The following is a 16,011-nucleotide window of genomic DNA, read 5'->3' as shown; positions in this document are numbered from 1 at the left end:
CCTCACTCTAACCGCACCCGGCGAACCGGCCTCGACGCCCCGACGGGCCCGGGACCGGCGCTGCTCAGCGGTCGTCGGGAGCGGGCAACCGCCGGGTCCAGGCAAGCAGGAAGGGCACGCCTGCGCCAATGGCGAGCAGACCGAGGGTGGGCAGCATCAACGTTCCGTCCGGCACCAGCACGAGATCGCCGCCCGGGCCGGGCAGCGCGCCGGCGACCAGCACCAGCAACCAGGCCAGCAGCGGGAGGAAACGCAACGGTCCGTCGGTGATGGCCGCAGCCAGCCAGAGCAGCACCGCGTTGACGATCCCGGCGAGCACCGCCGCCACCGGGATCGCGATGCCGCCGAAACGCAGGTAGACGAACGCCACCGACAACACACCGACGACGAAGCCGTTCACCACCAGCAAGGCCAGCAATGCGCGGTCGACGGGACGCATCAGTCGATCCCGGCGAACAGGTCGGTCTCCCGTCGCCCCGGCTCGGGCCGGTGGCGCGCGGAGATCAGCACGAAGTGCTCCCGGTCGAAGACGGGCTGCAAGATGTTGTTGGACAGCGCGTATTCGGATCCGGACGGCGCCACGGTCACCTGAGTCGCATGTGCGCGCAGTCCGGCAACCTTGCGATCGACGACGTCGCCGACGTCGATCTCGGTGGTGATGGTGTGGTCGGGGTGGCTGGGCAACTCGTCGGCTGCCGGTAGTCGCCAGCCGTCCGGCACCCGGCCTGCCGCCGCCAACAACCCGGAACGCAGCGCGGAGCGTTCGGTGATCGACTCGTAGACCTTCACCGGCTCGGGCAGCGACCCGCCGGCCATCCGAGCATGCACCCGTGGCAGGGCCGCCACGGTCGACGCGTGGACCAGTTTGTGGTCGGGGTGGCCGTAGGTGCCCGCGTTGTCGTAGGTGACGACGACCTGCGGTGCAAACGACACGATCTCGTCGACGAGGGTGTCGACGAGATCGTCGAACCCGGCCCGGACCAACGCGCGCGGATGCTGCGCAGACGGTGCGCCGGCCATGCCGGAGTCCCGCCAATGCCCCGCTCCGCCGAGAAATCTCGGCCGCAGCGCCGGTCGCCCAGCCGGACTCAGCGCGGCCAGCGCGCTGCTCAGTTCCGCAATTCGGTATCCGCCCAGTTGATCGGCTCCACCGTCGGCGGCCAGCTGCGCCCATTCGTCGCCGATGACCTCGCCCTCTTCACCGAGGGTGAAGGTCAGCACGCGCACGTCGACGCCCTCGGCGAGGTAACGGGCGATGGTGCCGCCGGTCATGATCGTCTCGTCGTCGGGATGCGCGTGCAGCAGCAACAAACGCCGCGAGGTGTCGGTGGTCATCGTTGCTCCCAGGCGACCGTGTCGCCGAAGATGGCGACCTGGATCGGTCCGGAGAGCGGAACCCCGACGACCTGGTCGGTGAGGCCGACGAACATGCTGTCCTGATACAGCGGCACATAAACCGACTGTGCGGCGAGCAACGGCTCGGCCTCGGTGAGCAGTGGGATCGGGTTCGGCGCGGACAGCGCTTCGCGGGCCAGACCGATGAGCTGCGGATCGCAGATCCCGGAGACATTACTCGCATAGCTGTCGTCGGCCGCGCCCTCGCGACCCGGGGACACACTGGCGGGGGTAGGCGGCGTCGACAGTGACGGCGCGGTCCCCGGCTTGGGTTGATCGCAGTCGACCTGGGAGGCCAGCGATGCCGCGGCCGGCACGCCGAGGCCCTGCCAGCCCACCACGAGATCGACACGCGCGTTGGTCAGCGCGACACCGTAGAGCTCACTGTTGGGCAGCGCGAGCACCGTTGCCCGGACGCCTTGGCCGCGCAACTGGTCGACGATGTTGGCCGCCGCCGAGGTGGATCGTGGATCCCCGCTGATGGCGCCCACCCGGATCACCAGGTCGTCGCCGTCCTTGCGGTATGGGGCGATTCCGGCCGGTAGCGGCTCCACCTCGTTGCCACCGTCGGACGCGCTGGAGCCCTCGGAACCCGACTCGGCGGCCGATGCGGGCGCGCTCGACGCACCCATCGAGGCCGACGGAGCACCGGAAGGATTAGTGGTTTCCTCGTCGGGCGCTGCCCGTTGGTAACCCTCGTCGGCGAGCAGACCGGCGATCTCATCGGCCGTCGGCCGGACACTATCCACCGGGAAGTATCCGGGATCGGTGGGTGCGAAAACGGTGTTGGCGAACGGCGTGACGATGTCGTCCCCGGCACCGGCCAGGGTCACCAGATCCGGGTCGATCATTCCCAGCACAGCACGCCGTATCGGTAGTGCACGCATCGTCGAGGTGCGGGCGTTGACGCTGATCGACAGAGCCCGCGACGTGGGGCTGCGGCGGGTCATCAGACCGGGGACGGCCGACAGTTCGGCGGTGGTCGCCGGGCTGGTCCGCACCGCGGCGATCGCCGAGTCGCCCGTCCGCACCGACTCGACCATCTGCGATGCGGTGCCGGCACGTCGCAGCACCACCTGATCGAGACTGGGCGGTTCCATCCAGTATCGGTCGTTGCGAGCCAACCGCACCTCGTCGCGGGTCTGGTCGATGGAGACGATCGCAAACGGGCCCGCCGACACCGGTTTCCCGCTGTCCATACCGGTCTGGAAACCGGCCGGAGCACCCCGCAACACGTGACTGGGCAGCAGATCGGTGAACAATTGCCGCCACGCCGGATAGGGCTGGGCGAAGGTCACCTGCACCTCTTTACCGCCTGCGCGCGACTGCACGGAGTCGATGAGCCGGTATCCCGCGGGCGCCACCACATTGGGCTGGCGCGACATCTGTTGCCAGAGATACGAGAAATCGTCACCGGTGACCGGCAGCCCGTCCGACCACTGGGCATCGGTGTGGATCTGATAGGTCACGGTGAACGGGTCACGTGAGGTGACCTCGGCCGAGGTGATCAACGCCTCCTGGCGTTGCCACACCACTCCCTCCGGCGTTGCGACCGGCCGGAATGCGCTCGGCAGGGTCATCGCCGCGACCGCGGTGGTGACAGTGCCCTGATCGGCACCGATGTGCGGGTTGAAGCCGCCACCGACCGAATCGGTCGCGACATAGACCGTCTTCTCGGTCGGATACTCGGTCGGAGTGGGCGGTGGAGCGGTTTCTCGCACCGGCGGCGGCGGGTTGGACATACACGCCGTCGCCAGCAGCGCGAGAGCGCCGAGTAGTGCCAGCAGCCGGACCCTGCGTCCACCGGAGACCGACTGTCTCACGCGGCCCGCTCCCGCCTGCCAACGACTCACCGACAACACCCCCACAAGCTCGTCACGGCGCGAATCGACGCCGGGCGCACACGCGCCGGCTATCCGGCCGCCTGGTCACGCGACTTCGCCCGCGAGCGCTCGCGGGCGCGCGTCGAGGAGTCGAGATGCACCTTACGCACCCGCACGACCTCGGGCGTCACCTCGACACACTCATCGGCGGCGCAGAACTCCATCGCGCCCTCGAGGTCGAGTTGCATCGGCTTGGCGAGGGTCTCCATCACGTCGGCCGACGACTGGCGCATGTTGGTCAGCTTCTTCTCGCGCGTGACATTGATGTCGAGATCCTCGGCACGCGGATTGATCCCGACGACCATGCCCTCGTAGGTGTCGGCACCCGGCTCGACGAAGAAGGTGCCGCGGTCGGCGAGCTGGATCATCGCGAACGGGGTGACGCTGCCGGTGCGGTCACTGACCAGCGATCCGGTGTGGCGTGCGCGGATCTCGCCGGCCCACGCGTCGTATCCGTCGAACACGGCGTTGGCGATGCCGGTTCCCCGGGTCTCGGTGAGGAAGTCGGTGCGGAACCCGATCAGGCCTCGCGAGGGCACGATGAACTCCATCCGGACCCAGCCGGTGCCGTGATTGTTCATGTGCTCCATGCGGCCCTTGCGGGCGGCAAGCAATTGGGTGACCGCACCGAGGTACTCCTCGGGGACGTCGACGGTCAGGTGCTCGAACGGCTCCTGCACCTTGCCGTCGACCTTGCGGGTCACCACCTGAGGTTTGCCAACGGTGAGTTCGAAGCCCTCGCGTCGCATCTGCTCGACCAGGATGGCCAGTGCAAGCTCGCCGCGGCCCTGGACCTCCCAGGCGTCGGGACGGCCGATGTCGAGCACCCGCAGCGACACGTTGCCCACGAGTTCGGAGTCCAGGCGCGACTTCACCATCCGGGCGGTCAGTTTGTGGCCCGACACCCGGCCGGCGAGCGGCGAGGAGTTGGTGCCGATGGTCACCGAGATCGCCGGCTCGTCGACGGTGATCCGCGGTAGCGGCTCCGGGTTGTCGAGGTCGGCGAGGGTGTCACCGATCATGATCTCCGGCATACCGGCCACCGCGACGATGTCACCGGCCACGGCCGATTCGGCCGGGGCGCGGTCCACGCCGACGGTGGCCAGCAGCTCCGTGATCTTCGCCTTCTCGACGACCGGCTCCCCGTCCACTTCACGACACCACGAGATCTGCTGGCCCTTGCGCAGGGTGCCGTTGTGGATACGGACCAGGGCCAGGCGACCGAGGAACGCCGACGCGTCGAGGTTGGTCACATGCGCCTGCAACGGCGCATCGGGGTCGCCCTTGGGCGCGGGAACGTGCTCGAGGAGCACATCGAAGAACGGGTCGAGATTCTCCCCCGACGGCACCTCGCCGTCGGCGGGCTGCTCGGTGCTGGCGACGCCGGCGCGGCCGGAGGCATAGAGCACGGGGAGCTCGAGTGCGAGCTCGGCCGCGGCAGCGGCCTCGTCGTCCAGGTCGGAGGCGAGGTCGAGCAGCAGATCCTGACTCTCGTCGACGACCTCCTGGATGCGCGCGTCCGGGCGGTCGGTCTTGTTCACCACCAGGATCACCGGCAGCGATGCGGCGAGTGCCTTGCGCATCACGAACCGGGTCTGCGGCAGCGGACCCTCGGAGGCATCGACGAGCAGCACCACACCATCGACCATCGACAGGCCGCGTTCGACCTCGCCACCGAAGTCGGCGTGGCCGGGCGTGTCGATGACGTTGATGACGACCTCGGTGCCGTCGGGCTGGCGACGATGGACCGCGGTGTTCTTCGCGAGAATGGTGATGCCCTTCTCGCGTTCGAGGTCACCCGAGTCCATCACGCGGTCGACGAGTTCGGCGCGCTCGCCGAAGACCCCCGACTGGCGCAGCATCGCGTCGACCAGCGTGGTCTTGCCGTGGTCGACGTGCGCGACGATCGCGACGTTGCGGAAGTTGTGGACAGCGCTCACTGAGCTCTCTTTCACTGCGATGGGGACCGGTCGATCACCGGTGGACAAGTCAACGCGTACAGGGTATCGGGCGACAAGCTGAGATCGCGATCACATCTCCGGGTCGGCCGATAAGTTAGGGCATGCTAATGTCCGGCGCATGGGCAAGGTCCACCCGGCGGACATCGCCGAACTGAAGCCGAAGAAGAAATGCTGCCGCAAGTCCACCAGGTGCGTACGGTGCCCGGTGGTGGTCCATCGGATGCGCAAACTCGACGGTGCGCAGATGACGAAGAAGCAGCTCACCAAGGCCCTTAAGCGGGCGCGCGCGGCCTGAGGGTGTGCGAGGGCCCTTCGTGTCGCTCGCAAGCTCGCTCCTCGGGGACAAACGGGAGACGCTCGCAAGCTCGCTCTTCAGGGACGAGCTGGTGACGCTCGTAGGATCCGGGCATGGGCATCAAACTCGAGAACGTCGCCATCGCCGTACGTGACCTCGACGCGGCCATCGCATTCTTCACCGACCTCGGACTCGAGGTACTCGGTCGCGACACGGTAAGCGGCGAATGGACCGACACGGCCGTCGGCCTCGACGGCAACCACGCCAAGATCGCCATGTTGCAGACACCCGACGGCCTGGGGCGTCTCGAACTCTTCGAATACATCCACCCCGACGCGATCGAGACCGCACCCACGCGTCCGAACGAGATCGGTATGCACCGCGTCGCGTTCTCGGTCGATGACCTCGACGAAGCACTGCAGATCGCCGCTCGCCACGGGTGCCACCCGCTGCGCGGCGTGGGGACCTATGGGGACAGCTATCGGCTCACTTACGTGCGGGGGCCCAGCGGCATCATCGTGATGCTGGCCGAGGAGCTGAACCGCGGGTGAGCCTGGCCCGCATGGATGTCATCTCACCCGCCGAGGTCGCCGAGCAGTTCGGGCACCCACACGTTGTCGGCGGGTACCAGTCGACCCGAGTCGTGCATCAGTCGCAGGCCCGGCGCATCCACCCAACGCAGCGCCTCGTGTTCGGCGGGGTGCGGGGTGCCGCACTCGATGCGCGCCCGCAGGGCGACCAGCGTGAGATCGCGGGTCAAGGCGACCGATTCGCGCAGCGCCGCGCCCACCGCGATCGTCACCCCGAGCTCCTCACGCAGTTCTCGACGCAGCGCGTCCGCGGGGCTCTCCCCCGCCTCGACCTTGCCGCCCGGTAGCTCCCAGAGGCCCGCCAGGTCGGGTGGATAGCGCCGCTGCGCCAGCAGTAATCGATCACGGTCCAGGACCGCCCCGGCCACCACGATCCGGTGTCCGGTCATCCGCCGATCACCGCGACCCGCTCTTCGACCAGCTCGAGGGCGGCCCGGTCGCCCACGCCGAGTCGATCCGAGGTGATGGCATCGAGTTCGATGTGGCCCACCTGCACCCGCAGCCGGCGACCGGCCGGCAGATCGGCTACGGCCGCGACTACGCCGGACGACGGGCTCTCCCCGACGACACCTACGGCACGCACGGACTCGGGCCGTAGCCCCAACGACGCGTGTCCGTCCGGGAGATCGAGGGTGGCCTCCCCCAGCGAGGTCACCGCTCGTCCGTCGGTGACCTCGGCGGCCAGCACGGTGGTCACGCCGAGGAACCGGGCCGTCCACTCGTCCTTCGGGCTCAGCCACAGCTCAGCCGGCGCGGCGGTCTGCACCAACGCGCCACTGCGCATCACCGAGATCGAGTCGGCCATCAGCGCGGCCTCGGTGTGATCGTGGGTGACCACGATCGTCGGGGTCGCGGTGGTCGTGACGATGTCTCTGATCTCGGTGGCCAACCGGTCACGCAGCAACCGGTCGAGCGCGGCGAGTGGCTCGTCGAGCAACAACAGCCGCGGGCGGGGTGCCAGCGCCCGGGCCAGCGCGACACGTTGCGCCTGGCCCCCGGAGAGCTCCTCCACGCGACGCTCCCCGAACCCGCTGAGACGGACCAGTTCGAGCATCTCCTCGACTCGCACCCGGATTGCTGGACGGGGCCATCGACGCATCCGCAACCCGTAGGCGATGTTGGCGGCCACACTGCGCCCGCCGAAGAGCTGCCCGTCCTGGAACACCACCCCGAAGTCACGCCGATGCGCCGGAGTGTCGGCCAGGTCCTGGCCATCGAACATGATCCGCCCCGTTGTCAGGGGCTCCAGTCCGGCGATGGCCCGGATGAGCGTGGACTTGCCACACCCCGAGGGACCCAGCAGTGCGGTCACCACCGATCCGCCGGTGCCCGTCGACCAGGTGAGTTCGTCGATCACCGTGGTCGATCCGTACCGCACTGCCACATTGTCGAGTTCCAGCATGTCAGCGATCCACCATCTCAGAGCAGCGCCCCCTGGCGCGGCCGCAGCGCCTCCACGATCGTCACCGCCAGGGTCGTCACGGCGACCAGTACCACGGACGCTGCCATGGCGGTGGCAAGGTTCTCCGCGCCGGGTCGGTTCAGGGCGGACCCGATCAGCACCGGCAGCGTGGTGGTGTCGGCGCGCGCCAGGAAACTCGTCGCACCGAACTCCCCGAGCGCCATCACGAAGGCGAACCCGCCGGCCGCGCCCAGAGACCGTCCGATCATCGGCAGGTCGACGGTCCAGAACACCCGCAGCGGTGACGCGCCGAGCGTCATCGCGGCCTGCCGCAGTCGCCACGACACCGATTCGAGCGCGGGCACCGCCACCCGTACCACCACCGGGATGGCGATCAGTGCCTGGACGCACGGGATGACCAGTGGCGATGCGGCCACCTCCCGGGGCAACGCCGCGAGCACGATCAAATAGCCGAATCCCAGTGTCACCGCGCTGATTCCGAGCGGAATGGTCGTAATGACGCCCCCCGCTGCCGCCCAGGCCCCGGTGGATCGATGCATCGCGACGGCGGCGAGGAGACCGACCACCAGCGCGATCACCATCGCGAGCGCGGCCGTGACCAACGAGTAGCGCAGCGATTCCAGCGGGGTGACGCCGTTGACCGATTCGTTGAGCGCGCGGTAGCCGGCCAGCGTCCAGGTCCCGTCGGCTCCGGGGCGTACCGAGCGCACCACCAGGACCGCCAGCGGCGCGATCAAGACCACCGCGACCCACGCCAGAGCGGCGGACACCGGCAACCACTGCCTGCCCCGAGGCCGTACCCGGGTCTCGGCCGCAGCGGTGGGACCCGAACCGCCGGGCTCGGTAAACAGCCGGGTCAGCAGCAGCGCGGCCACCACCACGACGATCTGCAGCATCGACAGGGTCACCGCTTCCGGAATGCGGAAGTAACTGACGGCCTGGGTGTAGATCTCGGTCTCCAGAGTGCGAATCTCCCCGTTGCCCAGGATGATGATCACCCCAAAGCTCGTGGAACAGAACAGGAAGACCAGCGCAGCGGCAGCGCCGACGGCGGGGAGCAGGCGTGGGAGGGTCACGTCGACGAAAGCGCGCGCCCGGGAAGCGCCGAGCGTCTGGGCGACCTGGGCGAGCCGGGGGTCCACCGACCGCCACGCCGCCCCGACCACCCGTGCGATCACCGCGACGTTCAGGAAGGCGTGGGCGAGCAGGATCGGCCAGAGTCCCGACGAGATGTCAGCGAAGGCCAGCGGGCCATCGAGCAAGGCCCGGAACGCGACCCCGACGACGACCGTCGGCAACACGAAGGGCACCGTCACCACGACCGTCAGCAACAGCGAGCCGGGGATGTCGATACGGGCGATCAGCCACACCATCGGCGCAGCGACCACCAGCGCCAGCACGGTGGACGCGGCAGCCTGAAACAGGGTGAAGCCCAACAGGTCCACGGCGTTGGTGCGACGCAGCAAGGCACCGATACCCTCGCCCGAACGCACCTCGACCGCGCGTCGCACGAGCGCACCGAGCGGCCACAGGAAGAACACCAGGATGAAAGCCGCGGGCACCAACCTCAGCGCGAACACGCCCAGACGCCGGCCCGTCACCGCCCGACGGCGTCGCGCCATTCCTGCAGCCACGCCTCCCGATTCTGCGCGACGTAGGCAGGTGGGAGGCTGACAGTCCAGGACGGCACCGGGGCCCGCTGGACCCATCCGTCGGGCAGCGGTGTCCCCTGCTGCACCGGATAGACATACATCGATGACGGCAGGGCCTCCTGCACCGTCGGCGAGAGCATGAAGTCGACCAGTTTTCGCGCGCCGGTGAGATTGTCGGTCCCTTTGAGGATTCCGACGTACTCGACCTGCCGCCAGCAGCTGTCGAGGAGCGCCGAGGTCCCCGGGGTGGCGGCCGGCGACGATGCGTAGGACAGCACGATGGGTTTGTCGCCTTGCGCCTCACCGGCGGAGAACAGCTGGTTGTAGGCGATCTCCCAACCGGAGACCACGGTCGCACCGCCTGCGGTCACCGTCTTCCAGTAGTCCTGCCATCCCTGCGGAAACACCCCGATGGTGGTCAGCAGGAAGGCGAGTCCGGGCGACGAGGTACCGGGATCGAGCAAGGCGGCCTGCGACGCGTATTTCGGGTCACGCAGGTCACGCAGACTCGTCGGCGGTTCCTCACCGCGTGAGGCATACCAATCGTCGTCGACGTTGAGGCAGACATCGCCACGGTCCACCGCGGTCAGTTCGTTGTCGGAATCGGGCAGCGCGTAATCGGCGGCGCCGCCGGCCGCCATCGGCGACTGGTAGGGCTCGAGCGCACCCGCCTCGATCGGACGCGAGGCAAAGGTGTTGTCGATGCCGAACACCGCATCCGCTTTGGGCGATCCGGGGGTCAGCGACACGGTCGAGGCGAGCTGGCCGGCATCTCCGGATTTGACCACCTTCAGGGTCAATCCGGTCTCCTGGCGGAAGGTGTCGAACACCGAATCCGGCAGGGTGAACGAATCGTGTGTCAGCAACGTGACCTCGGCGCCGGGCTCCGCGTCGTCGGCGCATCCGGCCACCACGGTCGCACCGGTCAGCACCGCTGCCACTGCGGCGACTGCCCTGGTCACGTATCTGCGTCTGTGGACACCGATCACGATGAACGGCCACCTCTCTCGTCGTCTGGCCACTGCTCGATCTAACCAGTAACTCCACGACTACACGACCGTTGCCACAGCGAACCCCATCAGTAACAATTGCATCAACAACACCATTGGTCACATTCTTTGGCGTTAGGCTCCCTGGACGGTGCCCGTCGTCGGCGGGTGCATAGAATGACGCGCGACGCGATCTGCGTCGTCCGTCACTGACCGCGGAGTGCAGGCCACAACCGGCCCGCACCGACGACCGATTGGACCGGAAACAGTGCGTTTGCCTGCACTCCTGAGCCCGCGCTCCTCCCGCACCCGTAGCCACGCCGGCCGCCCGGCACGCCGGATCACGGTTGCGGCGATGAGCCTCGTCGCGGCGACCTCGCTGGCCGTACCCGCCGTCGCCGATGCCGCGCCGGCACCCGCACAGCCCAAGGTCGATCAGCGCGTCCTCGACTCGCTCGGCGCCTTCGCCCCCGCCATCATCGGCGCTGTCGCCACCAAGGGGCCGGACGGCAAGATCAGCCCGCAACTTCTCGACCAGGCCAAAGCCCTCGCGGCCGCCCCCGGTCTGCCGCCGAAGGTCAAAGAGATCTGGCAGGACGTGATCGACTTCCTCGGCGAGCCGGGACGGGTGGCAGCGCAGCGACATCTGGCCGCGGAACGCAAACCCGGCGAGCCCGAGATCCCACAGGGACCCAATGCACCGAAGATCCAGGAATTTCTTTATCCGACGCTGGGATTCGGCTGCATGGAGGGCAACGGCAGTCCCGACGGCGGCAACTCGCTGGGCCGGGCGTTGGTCACCGCCGGTCCGCAGGATGCGCCCGCGCCGGGGCCCAAGCGCGGTGAGGCCGGTTACGTCTACACCAGTCTCGGCACCGGCCCGGCCATCAACAACCCCGATCGCAAGCTGCGGGTGACCTGGCTCAACATCGACAACGGCCGAACCGGCCAGCAGCCGCTCAAGCGCAACCCGAAGATCAATGTGACCGACGGCCCGGGCACCTTCACCGGGATCGCCAAGACCGGCAGGGGTCGGATCGTGTCGACGATCTACGGTGACGTCACCACCAAGAGCGACGGACGCATCAACAGCTGCACCATCGTGCCGACGATCGGCCTCGCCATCATCTGACCCACGGGCGGCGACACATATAGTCACCGACCCCGACCATTCGACACCCCCGGGACTCACGTCCTCGGGGGTGTCGTCGTAGTGCCCAACGGACCATGTGATCACCGCCACACGTCCACCACCTGCGGGTTCGATCCGCTCCGCCAGATGATCGCCCCATGATCGCGACCATGTCACAGGTCGGACTCACGACTTGCTCCGTCGCTGTCAATCGTGCTCTCTTTTAACTTGAGCAACATCTGTCACATTCGTAACACCGCCGGTGAGACCCGGCGGCGTGCATCGTTGAAGGAGAGAACATGGTGGGCAGCGACATGGTGGGAGCCGGCGCGCGGACACGCCGCCGTCGTCGCCCGTACCGTCTGCGAGCGGGTGCGCTCGGCGTTGCCGTCGCAGCTGCTGCCGGACTGTGTGTACCGGCTCTGGCGACCCCCGCAGCAGCCGCGCCACTGGTAGAGCCGAATTCCCTGACGCTGCCCGACATCCCGTTCGACAGTGAACTCGCGGCGGCCGTGCGGTTGCTGAAGGATGCCGGGGTCGACCGGATGGCACTCGACGCCGCGCAGGCCATCATGACCAGTGTCGGCCAGCTCTCCAGCGACCAGATCGCCGTCCGCGGTGCCGCGACACCGGTCGCCGACTCCGACCCCATGGCGCTCCTGCGCACCCTCGGCATACAGCCACTCACCCCGTCGGTGGCGCCGTTCTGCACCACTCCCACCGACGACAACCCGCTGGGGCTGGTCACCGCCGGCGCCGGCGCGGTCCCAGGGCCATGGCCCCTGGCATCCGAACCCCTGACCCCGCTCGAGGAACTGTTCGGGATCACCCTGCCAAAGCTGAACCTCGTCGATGACGGTCAGACCGCGTATGCCTTTGTCCCGGCATCGGCCGGCACAACCGACGCCAAGATGCAGATCGCCTGGTTCAACGTGGCCACCCTGCAGGGCGGATTCGCCGATCTCGAGCCGATCAGCGACGCACCGATCCTCAAGGCGCTGCCACTGCTGTCCGGGGTCCGCCTGGCACCGGTGCAGACCGGCAACGGCACCGTCTTGTCGGCCGTCTACGGAACCGCCGACCATGCCGGGCGCACCTGCTACTTCCTACCCGCCGTGGGCATAGTCGAGGCCTGACGGGCCCTTCGGACGAGCACACCCCTTGACAACGAGAAGCCGCCACATCATGTCCTCGCCTCACCCCCGCCGCGCCATCCGCCGACGGAGATCCACTCGCAGCGCCCGCGCCGCACTGCCCATCGCGGCCGCCGCCCTCCTGCTGGGTGCGACGTCGGTCCTCACACCGACGACCGCCGCGGGTGCGCCCGGCGCCACCCCGGCCGCGGGAGCCGCCGGGTCGGTGTTCGCCAACCGGGACCTGCCCAAACACCGACTGACGTCGACTGCCGGTTCCGGAGCCGCGTTCACCTACTGGAGCACCGGCACCGACCGGGAACCACGGTTGTCCACCGGTTCGGTGGAGGTGCCGGCCGGAAAAGCACCAGGGGGCGGCTGGCCGATCCTGGTGTGGGCGCACGGCAGCCGCGGCATCGCCGACCGGTGTGCGCCGTCAGCGCAACCGACCCGCGCCGACAGCGACCAGATCGCACGCTGGCTCGACCGCGGATACGCCGTGGTGACCCCGGACTACGCCGGATTGGGCACGCAGGGCACACCGGAGTACTTCGACACAGACACCACCTCGCGCAACATCGTCGATGCCGTCCGGGCCAGTCGCGATGTCGCCGAGAACCTCAGTCGCCGTTGGGTTGTGGTCGGTGAGGGCCAGGGCGCCGCCGCGGCCATCGAGCTCGCACGCACCGCCACCCGCATGCAGGGGCCGAAGCTGGATTATCGCGGGTCGGCCGTGTCGTCCATCCCGGTCGAGTTCGACACACTGATCGGCGGCCTCGGACCTGAGACCGGCACCATGCCCAGTGGTGTCGAGTCCGCCGTGCTGTTCACCCTCAGCGCGATCCGCAACGCCCGTGAATCGGTCGATCTCGATGCGTTCCTGACCGACTCCGGTAGGCACTGGCTCGATCGCGCTGCTGCGGTCTGCGCCGACGACCTGACCGCGGAGTTCTCCGGCACCACCCTCGGATCGCTGTTCCGCCAGCCGTTGTCGGGCAATGGCCAGCTGCTCGATGTCGTCTCCCGCACCCACATGATCCCGATCAAGGGATTCACCCGGCCGGTGATGATGACGCAGAGTCTGTTCGACCAGGATGTCGTCGTGCCACTGTCGCTGCGGTATCTCAACGACGCACAGCACGCCGACCGCCGGGTGACCGCACGCACGTATCTCGCGGTCAACCAACAACAGTCCGAAGCGTTGTCCGACAACGACATGCGATGGTTCGTCGCTCGCGTGGCCGGTCGGTGAGGGCCTCCCAACCGCGTCGCACTCGGCGGCCGGACGGGCGCGCCCTCACCTATCTGGCGCTGGCCACCGCCGCCACGGTGGCCGGCGCAGCGCACCGTCGTCGGCCGGCAGCGCTCACCAAACCGCTTCCCCTGCTGTTTCTCGGGGTCGACGTCGCTCGGCACGCGGGCACTCGGTCGGGAACCGACAATGCGCTACTCGCCGGGGCGGTGGCCTTCTCCGCCGCCGGCGATCGCGCCATGTTGCTCGAGGAGTTCGCCGACGAACCGGCCGACAAGGATCGACGGCTGCAGCTCGGTGCCTCACTGTTCGCGGGCGCGCAGTTGTGCCTGACGGCAGCGATGATGCGGCGCGGCGCGCGGCCATCTGGACGGGGGCTCCTCGCCCGCACCGCTGTCCTCGCCGAATCCGCGACCGTCCTCGCGGTGCACCGTCCGCGGCTGCTGCCGATACTCGGCGGTTACGGCAACTCCCTGGCGCTGATGTCGGCGACCGCCGCCGGTATGCGCCCGTCTCGATCGGCGATGCGTACCGGGGGTCTGCTCTTTCTGGCCTCGGACCTGACGATCATCAACCGACGTCACCTCATCAACAATCCGCGCCTCGCGGCAGCCGGTGAGGCCTGGGTGCTCGCAAGCTATTTCGCCGCACAGTGGCTGCTGTTGACCGGCCTCGGCTCCGAGCCGGACAACGACGACGACTGATCAGCGACCGCCGCCCTTGGCCGACCGGATCGCCTCGAGTTGGGACAGGCGCGATGCGGCAGCCGCGTCCATGTCCTCGAGCTCCATCCCCTTGGTCTCCTCCACCTTGGACCGCACGAAGAAGAACGACGCCGCTGCGCAGAAGGCGAAGAACCCGTAGATCCACCCCAGGCCAAGGGTCTTGCTCATCTCCGGGAACAGCATCGAGATCGTGAAGTTGGCCAGCCAGTTGGCGGCGGTGCACACACCGAGTGCGACTCCGCGGATGCTGTTGGGGAACATCTCACCCAGCATCACCCACATGACCGGTCCCCAGGTGGCGGCGAAGAAGATCACGAACACGTTGGCCCCGACCAGCGCGACCGGGCCCCACGGGTCCGGCAGGGCAAGGCAATCGGCGTTGGTGTTGCCCGGCGTACAGGTCGTGTCACCCACGGTGCCGGAGTCGAGATAGGACGCCTGGGTGAATGCGATACAGGCCATGACGAGGCCGATGAACATACCGATCGAGCCGCTGAGCAACAGTTTGCGGCGACCGATGCGATCGACGAACAGGATCGCCACGAACGTCATCCCGACGTTGATGGCGGCGGTGATCACCGATGTCACGAATGCCTCGTCGGTGCTGAAGCCGACCGACTGCCACAGCGTGGTCGAGTAGTAGAAGATCGCATTGATACCGACGAACTGCTGGAAGATCGCCAGCCAAATACCCACCCAGAGAAGCGGATGCAGACCGAACGACGGACCGCGGATGTCCTTCAGCGACGTCCGCGCCTCCCGTTTGACGGTTATCCGGATCTCCTTGACCCGGTCGAGCGGATTGGGCTCGCCGGTCACCTCCTGGAGGATTCGCGCGGCCTCTTCGTCGCGGTGCCGCCCGACGAGGTAGCGCGGGGACTCCGGAATCATCAGTGCCAGCAGGCCATAGATGGCGGCCGGGACGACGCCGACGAGGAACATCCAGCGCCACGCCTCCAGGCCCCACCAGAGGTCGTTCTCCGGGCCTCCGGCGGCGTTTTGCAGCAACGTGTCCGACAGCAGCGCCGCGAAGATGCCGAGTGTGATCGCGAGTTGCTGCAGCGATCCGAGGGCGCCGCGGTAGCGCGCGGGTGCGATCTCGGCGATGTAGGCCGGCGCGATCACCGAGGCGATGCCGATGCCGATGCCGCCCAGGACGCGCCACAGCAACAGGTCCGGAACCGTCTGGGTGTATGCGGTACCGATCGAGTTGATGATGAACAGCGCCGATCCCAGCAGCATGACGCGCTTGCGTCCCCACACGTCGGCGAGCCGACCTGCGAACCAGGCGCCGAGGGCACAACCGAGCAGTGCGATGGCCACGGCGAAACCGGTCAGCAGTTCGGCCATGCCGAAGGTGTCCTCGATGGACTCCACCGCTCCGTTGACGACCGAACTGTCGAAACCGAACAGGAAGCCGCCGACCGCCGCGGCGACCGTGACACCGATGACCTTCGCGGTATGTTGCTCAGCGGCCTCGGGGTTGTGCGACTGCGCCATTTGCCGTGTCCTCACCATCGAATTCCGCCACGTCGAGGCGGAGTGCGATTGTCAGGCTACTAGTCCGAGCCCGCGGCGCCG

Annotated in this window: 15 protein-coding genes; 6 read left to right on the top strand and 9 right to left on the bottom strand. The window is 68.2% G+C overall.

All coding sequences use genetic code 11. The annotated features are described in order from the left end of the window. Nucleotides 1-64: 64 nt before the first annotated feature. From VX037_RS07010 to typA, 4 genes are read right to left on the bottom strand one after another with little or no spacing between them, the layout of a single operon-like run. On the bottom strand, nucleotides 65-439 hold the full coding sequence (locus VX037_RS07010) for a facilitated glucose transporter (RefSeq protein ID WP_287016698.1): 375 nt from the start codon (nucleotides 437-439) through the stop codon (nucleotides 65-67). Next, nucleotides 439-1,335: an N-acetyl-1-D-myo-inositol-2-amino-2-deoxy-alpha-D-glucopyranoside deacetylase gene (mshB, locus tag VX037_RS07005; protein WP_328713730.1), complete on the bottom strand. Its 897-nt coding sequence runs from the start codon at nucleotides 1,333-1,335 to the stop codon at nucleotides 439-441. Before mshB ends, VX037_RS07010 begins: the two co-directional genes overlap by 1 nt. Beyond that, entirely contained in the window at nucleotides 1,332-3,263 is a 1,932-nt protein-coding gene (locus tag VX037_RS07000) for an ABC transporter family substrate-binding protein (protein ID WP_442903647.1), read from the bottom strand. The genes mshB and VX037_RS07000 overlap by 4 nt, the downstream gene beginning before the upstream one ends. A gap of 44 nt (nucleotides 3,264-3,307) precedes the next feature. Further along, the gene (gene typA / locus VX037_RS06995) at nucleotides 3,308-5,218 is read right to left on the bottom strand and encodes a translational GTPase TypA (protein WP_235722433.1); all 1,911 of its coding nucleotides are present in this window, start codon (nucleotides 5,216-5,218) and stop codon (nucleotides 3,308-3,310) included. Nucleotides 5,219-5,357: 139 nt separating this feature from the next. Here typA and VX037_RS06990 point away from each other — a divergent pair, with 139 nt between their 5' ends. Then, nucleotides 5,358-5,534, top strand: a complete 177-nt coding sequence (locus VX037_RS06990) for a hypothetical protein (RefSeq protein ID WP_235722432.1) — start codon at nucleotides 5,358-5,360, stop codon at nucleotides 5,532-5,534. Between the two features lie 113 nt (nucleotides 5,535-5,647). Further along, a complete protein-coding gene (locus VX037_RS06985; RefSeq protein ID WP_266061783.1) occupies nucleotides 5,648-6,085 on the top strand; it encodes a VOC family protein in 438 nt (145 codons plus the stop codon). 23 nt (nucleotides 6,086-6,108) lie between these two features. Here VX037_RS06985 and VX037_RS06980 read toward each other — a convergent pair whose 3' ends face one another. From VX037_RS06980 to VX037_RS06965, 4 genes are read right to left on the bottom strand one after another with little or no spacing between them, the layout of a single operon-like run. Beyond that, on the bottom strand, nucleotides 6,109-6,513 hold the full coding sequence (locus VX037_RS06980; RefSeq protein WP_266061784.1) for a (deoxy)nucleoside triphosphate pyrophosphohydrolase: 405 nt from the start codon (nucleotides 6,511-6,513) through the stop codon (nucleotides 6,109-6,111). After that, the gene (locus VX037_RS06975; protein ID WP_328713728.1) at nucleotides 6,510-7,526 is read right to left on the bottom strand and encodes an ABC transporter ATP-binding protein; all 1,017 of its coding nucleotides are present in this window, start codon (nucleotides 7,524-7,526) and stop codon (nucleotides 6,510-6,512) included. Before VX037_RS06975 ends, VX037_RS06980 begins: the two co-directional genes overlap by 4 nt. Nucleotides 7,527-7,543: 17 nt before the next feature. Beyond that, nucleotides 7,544-9,169: an ABC transporter permease gene (locus tag VX037_RS06970; protein WP_328713834.1), complete on the bottom strand. Its 1,626-nt coding sequence runs from the start codon at nucleotides 9,167-9,169 to the stop codon at nucleotides 7,544-7,546. Further along, the gene (locus VX037_RS06965) at nucleotides 9,145-10,161 is read right to left on the bottom strand and encodes a thiamine ABC transporter substrate-binding protein (RefSeq protein ID WP_235722425.1); all 1,017 of its coding nucleotides are present in this window, start codon (nucleotides 10,159-10,161) and stop codon (nucleotides 9,145-9,147) included. The genes VX037_RS06970 and VX037_RS06965 overlap by 25 nt, the downstream gene beginning before the upstream one ends. Nucleotides 10,162-10,543: 382 nt before the next feature. Here VX037_RS06965 and VX037_RS06960 point away from each other — a divergent pair, with 382 nt between their 5' ends. The 4 genes from VX037_RS06960 (at nucleotide 10,544) to VX037_RS06945 (ending at nucleotide 14,409) form a co-directional block, all read left to right on the top strand. After that, on the top strand, nucleotides 10,544-11,320 hold the full coding sequence (locus VX037_RS06960; RefSeq protein WP_328713726.1) for an Rv1157c family protein: 777 nt from the start codon (nucleotides 10,544-10,546) through the stop codon (nucleotides 11,318-11,320). A gap of 299 nt (nucleotides 11,321-11,619) precedes the next feature. Continuing rightward, nucleotides 11,620-12,456, top strand: coding sequence for a hypothetical protein (locus VX037_RS06955; RefSeq protein WP_372474967.1), 837 nt, complete (start codon nucleotides 11,620-11,622; stop codon nucleotides 12,454-12,456). A gap of 49 nt (nucleotides 12,457-12,505) precedes the next feature. Continuing rightward, a complete protein-coding gene (locus VX037_RS06950; RefSeq protein WP_235722421.1) occupies nucleotides 12,506-13,705 on the top strand; it encodes a lipase family protein in 1,200 nt (399 codons plus the stop codon). Next, entirely contained in the window at nucleotides 13,702-14,409 is a 708-nt protein-coding gene (locus VX037_RS06945; RefSeq protein ID WP_372474966.1) for a lysoplasmalogenase family protein, read from the top strand. The genes VX037_RS06950 and VX037_RS06945 overlap by 4 nt, the downstream gene beginning before the upstream one ends. Here VX037_RS06945 and VX037_RS06940 read toward each other — a convergent pair whose 3' ends face one another. After that, the gene (locus VX037_RS06940; protein WP_235722419.1) at nucleotides 14,410-15,930 is read right to left on the bottom strand and encodes a sugar porter family MFS transporter; all 1,521 of its coding nucleotides are present in this window, start codon (nucleotides 15,928-15,930) and stop codon (nucleotides 14,410-14,412) included. Nucleotides 15,931-16,011: the final 81 nt, after the last annotated feature.

The sequence above is a fragment of the Gordonia sp. Z-3 genome (assembly GCF_036233855.1).
Lineage (GTDB): Bacteria > Actinomycetota > Actinomycetes > Mycobacteriales > Mycobacteriaceae > Gordonia > Gordonia tangerina.
The sequence above is the reverse complement of the archived record's forward strand: the minus strand, read 5'-3'. Positions and strand labels throughout refer to the sequence as shown.

What these genes read in the sequence shown, in the direction of transcription:
- VX037_RS06950 (WP_235722421.1), top strand. Translation starts at nt 12,506, where the DNA reads ATGTCCTCGCCTCACCCCCGCCGCGCCATCCGCCGACGGAGATCCACT.
- VX037_RS06980 (WP_266061784.1), bottom strand. Translation starts at nt 6,513, where the DNA reads ATGACCGGACACCGGATCGTGGTGGCCGGGGCGGTCCTGGACCGTGAT.
- VX037_RS06985 (WP_266061783.1), top strand. Translation starts at nt 5,648, where the DNA reads ATGGGCATCAAACTCGAGAACGTCGCCATCGCCGTACGTGACCTCGAC.
- VX037_RS06990 (WP_235722432.1), top strand. Translation starts at nt 5,358, where the DNA reads ATGGGCAAGGTCCACCCGGCGGACATCGCCGAACTGAAGCCGAAGAAG.
- VX037_RS07010 (WP_287016698.1), bottom strand. Translation starts at nt 439, where the DNA reads ATGCGTCCCGTCGACCGCGCATTGCTGGCCTTGCTGGTGGTGAACGGC.
- mshB (WP_328713730.1), bottom strand. Translation starts at nt 1,335, where the DNA reads ATGACCACCGACACCTCGCGGCGTTTGTTGCTGCTGCACGCGCATCCC.
- VX037_RS06960 (WP_328713726.1), top strand. Translation starts at nt 10,544, where the DNA reads ATGAGCCTCGTCGCGGCGACCTCGCTGGCCGTACCCGCCGTCGCCGAT.
- VX037_RS06955 (WP_372474967.1), top strand. Translation starts at nt 11,620, where the DNA reads ATGGTGGGCAGCGACATGGTGGGAGCCGGCGCGCGGACACGCCGCCGT.
- VX037_RS06975 (WP_328713728.1), bottom strand. Translation starts at nt 7,526, where the DNA reads ATGCTGGAACTCGACAATGTGGCAGTGCGGTACGGATCGACCACGGTG.
- VX037_RS06970 (WP_328713834.1), bottom strand. Translation starts at nt 9,169, where the DNA reads ATGGCGCGACGCCGTCGGGCGGTGACGGGCCGGCGTCTGGGCGTGTTC.
- VX037_RS06940 (WP_235722419.1), bottom strand. Translation starts at nt 15,930, where the DNA reads ATGGCGCAGTCGCACAACCCCGAGGCCGCTGAGCAACATACCGCGAAG.